Origin of the sequence: Arthrobacter sp. G119Y2 (genome assembly GCF_038069765.1) — a bacterium.
Taxonomy (GTDB): domain Bacteria; phylum Actinomycetota; class Actinomycetes; order Actinomycetales; family Micrococcaceae; genus Arthrobacter_B.
Window position 1 is genome coordinate 58,258 of record NZ_JBBPFS010000002.1, and the last position, 12,355, is coordinate 70,612.

Annotated in this window: 9 protein-coding genes; 6 read left to right on the top strand and 3 right to left on the bottom strand. The window is 66.9% G+C overall.

The genetic code is table 11. The annotated features are described in order from the left end of the window. Positions 1-64 precede the first annotated feature (64 nt). Complete coding sequence (locus WKB88_RS03975) at positions 65-1,531, bottom strand: PucR family transcriptional regulator (protein WP_341393273.1); 1,467 nt, start codon at positions 1,529-1,531, stop codon at positions 65-67. Positions 1,532-1,697: 166 nt separating this feature from the next. On the opposite strand from WKB88_RS03975, the gene WKB88_RS03980 reads away from it, so the two are divergent. Continuing rightward, the gene (locus tag WKB88_RS03980) at positions 1,698-3,128 is read left to right on the top strand and encodes a gamma-aminobutyraldehyde dehydrogenase (protein WP_341393274.1); all 1,431 of its coding nucleotides are present in this window, start codon (positions 1,698-1,700) and stop codon (positions 3,126-3,128) included. A gap of 67 nt (positions 3,129-3,195) precedes the next feature. Beyond that, positions 3,196-4,548: a 4-aminobutyrate--2-oxoglutarate transaminase gene (gene gabT, locus WKB88_RS03985; RefSeq protein WP_341393275.1), complete on the top strand. Its 1,353-nt coding sequence runs from the start codon at positions 3,196-3,198 to the stop codon at positions 4,546-4,548. A 12-nt stretch (positions 4,549-4,560) separates the two neighbouring features. On the opposite strand, the gene WKB88_RS03990 is transcribed toward gabT, so the two are convergent. Next, positions 4,561-5,241, bottom strand: coding sequence for a TetR/AcrR family transcriptional regulator (locus WKB88_RS03990; RefSeq protein WP_341393276.1), 681 nt, complete (start codon positions 5,239-5,241; stop codon positions 4,561-4,563). Positions 5,242-5,412: 171 nt separating this feature from the next. On the opposite strand from WKB88_RS03990, the gene WKB88_RS03995 reads away from it, so the two are divergent. The 4 genes from WKB88_RS03995 to WKB88_RS04010 all read left to right on the top strand — a co-directional run bounded on the left by WKB88_RS03995 (position 5,413) and on the right by WKB88_RS04010 (position 11,115). Beyond that, positions 5,413-6,819, top strand: coding sequence for a flavin monoamine oxidase family protein (locus tag WKB88_RS03995; RefSeq protein WP_341393277.1), 1,407 nt, complete (start codon positions 5,413-5,415; stop codon positions 6,817-6,819). Positions 6,820-6,831: 12 nt separating this feature from the next. Beyond that, entirely contained in the window at positions 6,832-7,728 is an 897-nt protein-coding gene (locus WKB88_RS04000) for a universal stress protein (RefSeq protein WP_341393278.1), read from the top strand. Then, positions 7,725-9,260 (top strand): APC family permease, encoded by a 1,536-nt coding sequence (locus WKB88_RS04005; protein WP_341393279.1) that lies wholly within the window; start codon positions 7,725-7,727, stop codon positions 9,258-9,260. Before WKB88_RS04000 ends, WKB88_RS04005 begins: the two co-directional genes overlap by 4 nt. Positions 9,261-9,474: 214 nt before the next feature. Beyond that, positions 9,475-11,115, top strand: coding sequence for a CAP domain-containing protein (locus WKB88_RS04010; RefSeq protein ID WP_341393280.1), 1,641 nt, complete (start codon positions 9,475-9,477; stop codon positions 11,113-11,115). 102 nt (positions 11,116-11,217) lie between these two features. Here the strand turns inward: WKB88_RS04010 and rarD are convergent, their stop codons facing one another. Beyond that, positions 11,218-12,261, bottom strand: coding sequence for an EamA family transporter RarD (gene rarD, locus WKB88_RS04015; protein WP_341393281.1), 1,044 nt, complete (start codon positions 12,259-12,261; stop codon positions 11,218-11,220). Positions 12,262-12,355 lie beyond the last annotated feature (94 nt).

The window sequence follows — 12,355 nt, forward strand, 5'->3', positions numbered from 1 at the left end:
CCGGCGCGCGGCAACGGCGGGTTTTGGGTGTCCGGCGGGTTTGGAGGTCCGGCCGGATTCCTGATCAGCCCTGTCCGAGACCGAGCCGGCGCACGTGCAGAGCCAGGAACAGGTGCACGCGGTCCGCGGTGACGGCCGGGTCGTAGCCGGTGAGGTCCGCTATCTGCCCGAGCCGGTAGCGGACAGTGTTCCGGTGCAGGCCCAGGGCGTCGGCAACGGCGGCCACCGACCCGTTCAGGGCCAGATACTGCTCCAAAGTGTCCAGCAGACTCGCGTCATGGAGGGCATCAAAATCCGTCAGCGGATCCAGTGCCTCAGCCGCCAGATCCGCCAGCGGAACATCGGCGCCGGACATCAGCAGCGAGGTCAGGCTCAGCCGTTCGGGTTCATTGATGCTCTGCCCGCGCTGCAGAGATTCCTTTGCTTCAAAGTAGCTCCAGCGCAGCCCGGCAGGTTCGGCATAGGATCCGCCGAACCCGATCCTCGCCGTCAGCCCGGTGCCGTAGAGGTAGTCGCCGAGAACGCGTGCCAGCGCGGCGCCGTCGCCTTCGGCCACCACCACGGCAAGCCGGCCGTCGACGACGGCGGTGGCGGCGCCGTCGAACTCCGGGGGCAGCGGCAGGGCGGGCAGCGAGCGGACCTGGCCGGAGGCTACCTCCACCAGGAAGGTCAGCTGCCGCCGGGCGGTGGAGATTCCGGCGCCCAGCAGCCGCAGCGCCGCATCGTTGCCGGTCAGGCGTCCTGCCACCACATCGGAGAGCAGCTGGCCGGTGACAGCGCGGTCCCGGGCCCGCCGCCGGGCCTGGTTACTCAACTCCACGCTGATGAGGCTTTGGGCGTAGGCAACAATATCGGGACGCCGGTAAGGCTCGGTGATGACCAGCGTGCAGCGGTCCCGGAGCCCGGTCGCGATGGGGATGCGGTGCCGGGAGGAGGCCGCGCCGGAGCCGGCCCCGCCGGAGCCGGTTCCGGAAAGGGCCCCGCCATCCGAACCGGCCGCCAGCACCCGTGCCCCGTATTGGTACAGCGCCACATCGTTGCCCAGCAGCACGGCGAGTTCCTGCAGCAGTCCCGGCAGTCCGTTGCCGCCCAGCAGTGCTCCGGCCAGGGACTGGTGGGCTGCCAGCAGCTCCCGCAGCTGCGTGACGTGGTCGGTGGAGAGGGCATCGGCAACCATCTTGCCCAGCGCGACAAAAGGGGTTTCGTACGGCACCTCAAACACCGGCAGGCCGTGCAGATCGGCAGCTTCGATCAGGGCCGCCGGCACTTTGGCATGGCTCAGGCCGGTGCCAAAGCCAATGGCAACCGCCCCGGCCCGGTGCACACTGTCGACGAAGCTGCGCTGTACGGCTCCCGTGCGCTGCCGCAGCCCGGTGGTCAGGACAACCTCGCCGCCGCCCAGGAAGGGAAACGGGTCCTCCAGTTCGGTGACGGCTACCCAGTGCAGGGGAGCAGGGGAGACCGGAGCGGTTCCGTGCGGGCGCAGGTCCAGCTCCGGGGCGGCCAGCAGGTCGGACAGGTAGATCGGCATGGAGCAACTATAGAGCTCCGTTGTTTGGTCGCCTGCACAGTTACGGCCCGTGACTCTTGTCCGGTTGCCCCTTTGGAACACGGACGTCACCGCCTAGGTTTGGAGGAAAGCCCCGGACGCCGGCGTCCGGGCATTCTTCATCCTGAAATCCTGAAAGGACAATGCGATGGCGCAGACGCTGCAGAACTTTATTAACGGAGAGTTTGTTCCGGCCCGGGGAACCGAGCAGCTGGAGATCGTCAACCCCGTCAACGGCGAAGTGGTGGCTTCCTCCCCGGTGTCCGTCCGGGCCGACGTCGACGCCGCCATGGCCGCGGCCGCAGCCGCGTTCAAGACCTGGAAGCGGACCACGCCGTCCGAGCGCCAGCTGATGCTGCTGAAGCTCGCCGACGCACTGGAAGCAAACTCCGATGAGCTGGTGGAAGCCCAGCACCGCAACACCGGGCAGGTCCGCTCCATCATTGCAGCCGAGGAAGTGGCGGTTGGAGCAGACCAGCTGCGGTTCTTCGCCGGTGCCGCCCGGCTCCTTGAGGGCAAGGCCGCCGGAGAGTACATGGAGGGGCACACCTCCTTCATCCGCCGCGAGCCCATCGGCGTCGTGGCGCAGGTGACCCCGTGGAACTATCCGCTGCTGATGGCGGTCTGGAAGATCGGCCCCGCGCTCGCAGCGGGCAACACCGTGGTGCTCAAGCCTTCGGACACCACGCCGGAATCCACCCTTGTCCTGGCCCGGCTCGCCGGTGAGATCTTCCCCGCAGGCGTCCTGAACGTCGTCCTGGGCACCGGTGAAACCGGGTCCGCGATGGTGGAGCATCCGACCCCCGGCCTGGTTTCCATCACCGGCTCCGTCCGCGCCGGCATTGCCGTGGCGTCGGGTGCAGCCAAGACGCTCAAGCGTGCGCACCTTGAACTGGGCGGCAAAGCGCCGGCCGTGGTCTTCGCCGACGCCGACCTGCAGAAAACAGCACAGGCCATCGCCGAGTTCTCCTTCTTCAACGCCGGGCAGGACTGCACCGCCATCACCCGCGTACTGGTGGAGGACTCCGCGCAGGACGAGTTTGTGGCGGCCCTGGTCGAACACACCAAGACGCTCGAAACCGGGCACGAGGACGACGAAGCCAACTACTTCGGCCCGCTGAACAACATCAACCACTTCAATGCGGTCAACGCCGTCATCGAGTCCCTGCCGGAACACTGCAGCATCGCCACCGGCGGCAGGCGGGCCGGCGCCAAGGGCTTCTTCTTTGAACCCACCGTGATCACCGGCGCCCGCCAGGACGACGACGTGGTGCAGAAGGAAACCTTCGGCCCCGTCATTACCGTGCAGACCTTCACTACGGAGGACGAGGCGGTGGAGATGGCCAACGACGTCGAATACGCCCTGGCATCCTCTGTCTGGACCACCAACCACGGCCGGGCCATGCGCCTGGCCCGTGACCTGGACTTCGGTGCGGTCTGGATCAACACTCACATCCTGCTCACGGCCGAAATGCCGCACGGCGGGTTCAAGAGCTCCGGCTACGGCAAAGATCTGTCGATGTACGGCGTGGAGGACTACACCCGGATCAAGCACGTCATGACGGCCCTGGACGCCTAGTTCCCCTCACGGCCGGCAGCAGCCCGCCGCACCCTTTTTTCGCAGCACCGTTCGAAAGGCACACCCCATGAGCACCCAAGCCGTTCCCGCTTTCCGGCTGGAACAAAAACGCAGCATCAACGGCACCTTTCCCGGGCCGAAGTCCGTCGAGCTGAACACCCGCCGCGCCGCCGTGGTCGCCAAGGGCGTGGCGTCCTCCGTTCCGGTCTACGTGGCCGACGCCGACGGCGGGATCATCCGCGACGTTGACGGCAACTCCTTCATCGACCTGGGCTCGGGCATTGCCGTGACCAGCGTCGGTGCCTCGGACCCCGCCGTCGTCGGCGCCGTGAAGGAGCAGGTGGACCACTTCACCCACACCTGCTTCATGGTGACCCCGTACGAGGGCTACATCGCCCTGGCCGAAAAGCTGCAGGAAGTCACGCCCGGCACCCACGAAAAGCGCACCGTCCTGTTCAATTCCGGGGCGGAGGCGGTGGAAAACGCGATCAAGATTGCCCGCGCCGCTACCGGACGGAACGCCGTCGTCGCCTTTGACCATGCCTACCACGGCCGCACCAACCTCACCATGGCGCTGACTGCCAAGGCGATGCCGTACAAAACCGGGTTCGGGCCGTTTGCCTCCGAGGTCTACCGGATGCCCATGAGCTACCCGTACCGCGAGGAAAACCCTGAGATCACCGGCACCGAGGCCGCCGAGCGTGTCATCGTCGCCATTGAAAAGCAGATTGGTGCGGACCAGACCGCCGCCATCCTGATCGAGCCGATCCAGGGCGAGGGCGGCTTCATTGTCCCGGCCGAGGGTTTCCTCCCGCGCCTGGCCCAGTGGGCCGCCGACAACGGTGTTGTCTTCATCGCCGACGAGGTCCAGTCCGGCTTCTGCCGCACCGGCGAGTGGTTCGCCGTGCAGCACGAGGGCGTGGTTCCGGACCTCATGACCATGGCCAAGGGCATTGCCGGCGGCCTGCCGCTCTCGGCCGTCACCGGGCGCGCAGAACTGCTCGACGCCGTCCACCCGGGCGGACTGGGCGGCACCTACGGCGGCAACCCGGTCGCCTGCGCCGCAGCACTGGCGGCGATCGACACGATGGAAACCTCTGACCTGGCCGGCCGGGCCCGCCGCATTGAAGAGATCTGCGTTCCCCGCCTTCGGGCGCTGGCTGAAGAGACCGGTGTGATCGGCGAGGTGCGCGGCCGCGGCGCCATGCTGGCGCTGGAGTTCGTGAAGCCGGGCACCAAGACGCCCGACGCCGAGATCACCAAAGCGGTGGCAGCGGCCTGCCTGGCCGAAGGAGTCATCATCCTGACCTGCGGAACCTACGGCAACGTGGTGCGCCTGCTGCCGCCGCTGGTTATCGGCGAGGACCTGCTGGCTGACGCCCTGGACGTCCTCGAAGCTGCCGTCCGTTCCGCCGTTTAGCAGCTGACCGCCCTAGGCGTGGCCGGACTCCGCCCGGAGTCCGGCCTGCCGGGCCAGCCCGGTGACCAGGGCGTCCAGTCCCGCCTCGAAGGCGCTTTCCGCCGCCCGGCCCTCGGACCGTCCGCACTGTTCCCGGACTGCAGCGGTAAAGTGCGGGCTCTGCCCCGCCAGGGCGCCGGTCTCAAAAATATCCTGCGGCGCCACGGCGTCGTACGCGGATCCGTAGATGAAGGATTCCAGCGCCACGATGGCCGGCACAATCTGCGCGGGAGGCCAGCCGGCGCGGACCAGTCCCTCGGTGACCGCCTCATACATGGCCAGCGTGCGGGGAGCGCCGCTGACCTGGAGCACGGCAATGACCGGAATCAGCGGTGTGTGCCGCGCAAACACCTTCCGGTACGAGCGGGCCCAGCCCCGGAGCGCCTGATCCCACGGCAGCTCCGCGAAACCCGATGTGTCCACCGAAGACATGACGTGGTCCTGCAGCCAGCGGAGCACTTCCTGCTTGGAATCCACGTGGTTGTACAGCGCAGACGGAGCCACCCCCAGCCGCTTGGCCAGGGCGGACATGGTCAGGGCACCGTAGCCGCCCGCCTGAATGATCGCCAGCGCCGCCGTGGTAATCCGCGCCTGTGAAAGGACTTCCTTTACCGGCCGCCCGGCACCCCTGCGGTGCGGTTCATCCCTTGTCATGTGCGCATTTTCCTTCCGCGGTTCGGGTCTTCATGGTTTCACGCAGCCGTCACATTTCCTTCTTTCGCTTCCCAGCGGACGTGACCCACGCTACAGTCTCGTTCTAATAAATGAACAGCATTCATTTATTCGAAGGACACTGGCGGCCCTCCGGCCGCAGGAAAGGACACCGTGCAGACGCTGGAACGTGACGTTGTAATCATTGGAGCCGGACCCTCGGGGCTGAGCGCTGCCCGCAGGCTCAAGGCCGCGGGGCTGTCCGTCGCGGTGCTGGAGGCCCGGGACCGGGTGGGCGGCCGCACCTGGACCGACACCATCGACGGAGCCATGCTCGAGATCGGCGGCCAGTGGATCTCCCCGGACCAGACGGTGCTTGCCGCCCTGGTGGAGGAACTGGGCCTGGAAACCTTTGAACGCTACCGTGCCGGGGAGTCCGTCTACATCTCGCCGGACGGCACCCGGCGCACCTACTCGGGCGACATGTTTCCGGTGGGGGAGCGCACCGAAACGGAAATGCTCCGGCTGATCGGCATCCTGGACCAGCTGGCCGCGGAAACGGATCCGGCCGCCCCCTGGAAACATCCGCGCGCCCGGGAACTGGACACGGTGTCCTTCCACAGCTGGCTGCGCGAGCTGTCCGACGACGAAGAGGCGTGCAACAACATCGGCCTGTTCGTGGCGGGCGGCATGCTCACCAAGCCCGCCCACGCCTTCTCGGTGCTCCAGGCGGTGCTGATGGCGGCGTCGGCCGGATCCTTCTCCCACCTGGTGGACGAGGACTTCATCCTGGACCGGCGCGTTGCCGGCGGCATGCAGCAGGTCTCCGAACGCATGGCTGCCGACCTGGGTGACGACGTCGTGCTCTCCAACCCCGTGCGCTTCCTGCGCTGGCCGGGGGAAGACGGCTCCGCGCACGACGGCGTCACGGCCGTTGCGGACAACGTCACCGTCCATGCCCGCTACGCCGTCATGGCAGTGCCGCCCAACCTCTATTCGCGGGTGTCCTTCGACCCGCCGCTGCCGCGCCGCCAGCACCAGATGCACCAGCACCAGTCACTCGGCCTGGTCATCAAGGTCCACGCCGTGTACGCCACGCCGTTCTGGCGGGACAAAGGCCTGTCCGGCACCTGCTTCGGCGCCGGGGCACTGGTGCAGGAGGTCTACGACAACACCAACCACGAAGACCCCCGCGGCACGCTGGTGGGGTTCGTTTCGGATGAGAAGGCCGACGCGATGTTTGAGCTCTCCGCTGAAGACCGGCGGCAGGCCATCCTGTCTTCCATCGCGGCTTTCCTCGGCGAGGAAGCGCTGAGCCCGGAGGTCTACTACGAGTCCGACTGGGGCTCCGAGGAGTGGACCCGCGGCGCCTACGCCGCCAGCTACGACCTCGGCGGCCTGCACCGCTACGGCCCGGACCAGCTGGCCCCGGTGGGTCCCATCCACTGGTCCTGCTCCGACCTCGCCGCAGAGGGCTATCAGCACGTGGACGGAGCGGTCCGGATGGGCCAGCTCACCGCCGACAGCATCCTCGCCGCCGCGTCAGCCGAAACGTCCGCCGCAGTATCCGGACAGCGTTAAAGAGGAGTCCGCATGCGTTACGTCGTGGGATACACCGCCAATGAGAGGGGCCGGGACGCCCTGAACCTCGCGGCCGTCCTGGCCCGAAGCCAGGACGCGGAGCTGGATCTGGTCATGGTCGACCCGGTGCATTCTCCCTATACCGCCGTCTATCCGCCCGAAAGCGGATACCGGGACCTGCTCGAGGAACAGCTGAAGATCTGGCTGTCCGATGCCCTGGCTGCGGTTCCCTCCGATGTGCGCGCCGCCGGATACATCCGCAACGCGGACTCCGACGCCAGCGGACTGATAGCTGCAGCCGATGAACTGAACGCAGCACTGATTGTGGTGGGCGCCGCCAGCAACGGACTCTTCAAACGGTTCACCGTCGGCAGCGTTGCCAATGCGCTGCTGCATGCCGCGCAGGTGCCGGTGGCACTGGCACCGCGCGGCTACAGCAGGACCGGGACGCTGACCCGGATCACCTGCGCGGTGGGCAACCGCCGCGGTTCCGAGGACGTGCTGGAAACAGCGGTGGCGACGGCGGCGCGGAGCGGACTTCCGCTGCGGCTGGTGTCGCTGGTGGCGCTGGACGCCTCCGGGCGGGACGGCGGCGCCGTGCTGGAGGCGGACCTGCATGCAGCCGACCGGCTGGCCCGGGCGCAGGAACTGGCTGCCGGCCGCTGCCCGGTAACCGCCGTCGTCGCGCAGGGCAGAACGATTGAGAACGCCATAGACGACCTGGAGTTCGACGACGGCGAAATCATGCTCATCGGGTCCAGCCGGCTGGCGCAGAACAACCGTCTTTTCCTGGGCCCCACTGCCAGCAAGGTGCTGCGCAGCCTTCCCGTTCCCATGGTGGTGGTGCCCCGGAACTTCCGGTCACGCCCCGCCGGCGGCACATCCCGTCCGACAGAGGTGACCGAATGAGCTCAAGCAAAATTGTTCCGGCCAAGCAGAGCCAGTCCAGCGGACTCAGCCGCAAGGGGCTGAAATCCGGCACCGTGGGGCTGCTCGGCGCGGTGGTGATCGGGGTGTCCTGCATTGCGCCGGCATACACCCTGACGGCGGGTCTGGGGCCCACCGTCTCCGAGGTGGGGGTGCAGCTGCCGGCCATCTTCCTGGTGGGCTTCATTCCCATGATCCTGGTGGCACTGGGCTACCGGGAACTGAACAAGGCCATGCCGGACTCCGGCACGTCGTTCACCTGGGCCACCCGCGCCTTCGGTCCGTGGGTTGGGTGGATGGGCGGCTGGGGGCTGATTGCGGCAACCATCATTGTGCTGTCCAACCTCGCCGCCGTGGCCGTTGACTTCTTCTATCTGATGCTCGCGCAGGTGACCGGCAACGATTCGCTGGCGGAGCTGACCACCAACCTGCCGCTGAACATCCTCACCACGTGCGTCTTCATCGCCGTGGCCTGCTGGATCTCCTACCGAGGCCTGGAAACCACCAAGGTGTTCCAATACATCCTGGTGGGCTTCCAGCTGCTGGTCCTGGGGTGGTTCTCCGTGGCGGCCTTCCTCCACGTCGGAGCGGGAACCGCCTTTGACGCCACCCCGATCACCACGGAATGGTTCAATCCCTTTGCCGTGGAGTCCTTTTCCAGCTTCGCCGCCGGCGTCTCGCTCTCCATCTTTGTCTACTGGGGCTGGGACGTGACGCTGACCATGAACGAGGAAACGAAGGATCCGGGCAAGACGCCGGGCCGTGCGGCAACAGTGACGGTATTCGTCATTGTCCTGGTCTACATGATGGTTTCCCTTGCCGTGCTGTCCTACGCCGGTGTCGGCGAGGGGGAACTGGGAGCAGGGAATCCCGAGAACCAGGAGAGCATCTTCGCGGTCCTGGCCGGTCCGGTCATGGGACCGTTTGCCATCCTGATGTCCCTGTCCATCCTCAGCAGTTCAGCCGCATCGCTGCAGTCCACCTTCGTGTCGCCGGCACGCACGCTGCTGGCGATGGGGCATTACCGGGCACTTCCTCGGCGCTTCGGCGGCATCAGCCCGGTGCACAAGTCCCCGGGGTACGCCACCGTCGCCTCCGCCGTGGCTGCGGCGGGTTTCTACACCGTCACCCGCCTGCTGTCGGAAAACGCACTGTGGGACACCATCACCGCCCTGGGCCTAATGATCTGCTTCTACTACGGGATCACCGCACTGGCCTGCGTCTGGTATTTCCGGGCCGAAGCGCTGAGCGGCGTGCGCGATTTCCTGCTGAAGTTCCTGGCGCCGCTGCTGGGGGCCGTCATCCTGTTCGTGATGTTCCTGAAGACCGCGGTTGACTCCATGGACCCCGACTACGGCTCCGGCTCCTCAGTGGGGGGAGTGGGGCTGGTCTTTGTGCTGGGCACCGGCGTCATAGCCCTGGGAGCCGTGCTGATGATGTTCATGTATTTCCGGAATCCCGGCTACTTCCGCGGTGAAACCCTGCGGCAGGGAACCGCCGCAGACCGGGAGTAGCGCCCCGGGCAGTCTCCTGCGTGTCCAACTTGTTATTGCCGTTACTGATGATAATGAAGGTGTTGTTGTCTATTAGAGGGGCCTAAGGTAAGTTCACATCGTTGCCCCGTGACGTTTTTGCCGGGCACCGCAGCTCTCTGGGGAGGCTGTGCATGGTCTGGCTTCGGTGTTTTCGCTTTGGCGGTCACCAAGTCTCGAGGCATAAGGAAAGACAATGCGCGTTAAGAAACTTGTGGGCGTTTTCACGGCGCTCGCCATTGCACTTTTGACGGCGGTGATCTCGATTCCGTCCGCAGCTGCCAGTTCCGCGGATGCACAATTCGCGAACCGCCTGTACGTACTGATCAATGATTACCGGGCGCAGCATGCACTGGCGCCGCTGCGCTGGGATGCGCAGATGTCCGGCGAGTCCCAGTCCTGGACGCAGCAGTCCGCTGACCAGGCCAACATCCACGGTGCCGGCGTCTTTCAGCACAGCCCCGGGTCCTATGCCTTCCACGAGAACATTGTCTGGAACATGAGTGCAGACGAGGCTTTCTCCTGGTGGGTCAACTCACCCGCCCACCGCGCCAACATGCTGCGCGCCGCCGACACCGACATCGGAATCGGCGCCGTGCAGCTGACTGCCGGCCCGAACCGCGGCGTCTACCTCGCCACCGCACAGTTCGGCCGGTCCACCGTTACTCCTGCGGATGAAGCCGCAGCACGGGAAGCAGCCGAGCGTGCCGCAGCGGAGAAGGCAGCCGCCGAAGCCGCAGCGCGCGCCGCAGCGGAAGAAGCAGCAGCGAAGGCAGCGGCCGAGGAAGCCGCCGCGAAGGCTGCTGCCGATGCCGCCGCCGCGGAAGCCGCTGCACAGAAGGCAGCCGCCGATGCAGCAGCAAAGGCTGCCGCTGAGAAGGCCGCCGCTGACGCCGCCGCAAAGGCTGCCGCTGAGAAGGCCGCCGCTGACGCTGCTGCCCAGGAGGAAGCTGCTGTGCCCGCACCCGGTGCCACGCAGCCTGCACAGGACAAGGCCGCCGAAGATAAGGCAGCCGAAGAGGCAGCTGCAGTTAAGGCTGCTGAAGAGGCAGCCGCAGCCAAGGCCGCTGAAGAGGCAGCCGCAGCCAAGGCCGCTGAAGCTGCCCGGGCGGCCGCTGACGAGAAGGCTGCGGCCGATGCGGCTGCAGCTGAGCAAGCCGCAGCTGCAGAGCAGGCAGCGGCCCGCGAAGCCGAAACCGCTGCCGAGCAGGACGCAGCCGCACTGGAAGCCGCTAGGGCTGCCGAAGCAGAGGCAGCCGAGCAGGCCGCCGCTGAAGAAGCTGCAGCCGTACAGGCAGCAGCGCAGAAGACTGCAGCTGATGCCGCCGCACGCCAGGCCGCTGAGAAGAAGGCCCAGGCCGCTGCGGCAGCGGCCATCGAACAGGTGTCGCTCGGAAACGAAGCTCTCCTGACAGCCTCGGCGCGGGGAACGGCTACAGCGGTTGCCACCGGCAGCCAGCTGCGAATCTCCGGCCTGGACGCAGCTGCTTCCTATGAAGTCGTTCTTCCGTCCGCAGGCGTCAACCTGGGGGCCACCACTGCCGACGCCGGCGGCTCGCTGGCTGTGGCTGTTCCCGCCGTGCTGACGGCCGGCGAGCACAAGGTGGCACTGTTCCGCGACGGGATCCTCGCAGGGTGGACAACGTTCACCGTCGAGCAGGCCGTTACGGTCCTGGCAGCCCAGCCGGTTCCTGCAGCTGACGGAAAGATCGAACTGGCCGCAACCGGTTTGAACGCCGCACAGCTGGCCATCGGCGGGATCGGCGCCCTCATGGCACTGACCGGAGCAGCAGCACTGGTGGCCCTGCAGCGCCAGCGCAGCACCTCCGCGATGTAACCTTCGCGGGCTCCTTTACCTGAGTTCGAAAAAAGCCCCGCCCACCGGTCACTGGTGAGCGGGGCTTTTTTGCGTCTTAGGCTGCTGCTCCGGGCCGCTTTCTTAGGCCGCTGCGGCCGCGCGGAGAAGCCGGTTGCGCCGCGGACCGCCCATCATGTCCACGGTCAGGATCACCAGCGCCAGCCAGACCAGCCCGAACCCGGCCCAGCGCTCCGGCGGCATGACTTCCTTGAAGACCGCCAGAGCGATGATGAACTGGAGCGTGGGGGCCAGATACTGCAGCATTCCCACGGTGGACAGCGGAAGGCGACGGGCGGCGGCACCGAAGAAGATCAGCGGAACTGCCGTCACGATCCCGGAGGCCGCCAGGAGCCAGAAATGCGCGGGACCGTTGGAAAGAATGGTTGCTGTGCCGTTGAGGGACATCCACACCAGGACGGCGATGGCCACGGGCGTGAGGACTGCGGTTTCAATGGTCAGGCTGGAAATGGCGTCCACCCTGCCGCCCACGCCCTTCTTGACCAGTCCGTACGTGCCGAAACTGAAGGCAAGGATGAGGGCGATCCAGGGGACGGTGCCGTAGGCCAGGGCCAGGACCAGTACGGCAACAAAGCCGACGCCCATCGCCACCCACTGCAGCGGCCGCAGTTTCTCCTTGAGCACGATCACGCCCAGCAGCACCGACACCAGCGGATTGATGAAGTAGCCCAGCGCCGCTTCCACGGCATGTTCGTTCAGCACCGCCCATGCGTACGTGGTCCAGTTGACCGCGATCAGGACCGCGGCACCGCCCAGGGTTCCTACCAGCCGGAAGTTCCGTGCGGCAGCCCACAGGGTCCGCCAGGACCGCATCACGGTGAGGAGGGCGGCGCAGAACACCAGCGAGAACACGATGCGCGCGGCAACGATCTCCACGGCTCCGGCCGGAACCAGCACCATGAAGTAGAGGGGCAGCAGGCCCCACAGCATGTAGGCACCGACGCCGAAGAGAAGGCCGGGGGTGTTCTCGCCCCGGGTGCGTGCAGCCGGTGCGCCGCCGCCGGCCGCCGTCGGGCCGGCAGTGCCGGACCCTGCCGGGGAAGGCGGGCGGAAGGACTCGGGTGAGGGTGCGGAGCGCGGAGCGCCTGTTCCGTTTGATGATGACACGTGATCCTCAACATAACTCGTGCAATGGGTATTCCCGGGCCGGGCGGAGGGCGCGGCAGGCCATCCAAGGCGGCTGCCGCACCGAACCGTTTAG

Excerpts from the sequence above, each read along its gene's own strand:
- WKB88_RS03975 (WP_341393273.1), bottom strand. The coding sequence starts at position 1,531 with ATGCCGATCTACCTGTCCGACCTGCTGGCCGCCCCGGAGCTGGACCTG.
- WKB88_RS03980 (WP_341393274.1), top strand. The coding sequence starts at position 1,698 with ATGGCGCAGACGCTGCAGAACTTTATTAACGGAGAGTTTGTTCCGGCC.
- gabT (WP_341393275.1), top strand. The coding sequence starts at position 3,196 with ATGAGCACCCAAGCCGTTCCCGCTTTCCGGCTGGAACAAAAACGCAGC.
- WKB88_RS03990 (WP_341393276.1), bottom strand. The coding sequence starts at position 5,241 with ATGACAAGGGATGAACCGCACCGCAGGGGTGCCGGGCGGCCGGTAAAG.
- WKB88_RS04000 (WP_341393278.1), top strand. The coding sequence starts at position 6,832 with ATGCGTTACGTCGTGGGATACACCGCCAATGAGAGGGGCCGGGACGCC.
- WKB88_RS04005 (WP_341393279.1), top strand. The coding sequence starts at position 7,725 with ATGAGCTCAAGCAAAATTGTTCCGGCCAAGCAGAGCCAGTCCAGCGGA.
- WKB88_RS04010 (WP_341393280.1), top strand. The coding sequence starts at position 9,475 with ATGCGCGTTAAGAAACTTGTGGGCGTTTTCACGGCGCTCGCCATTGCA.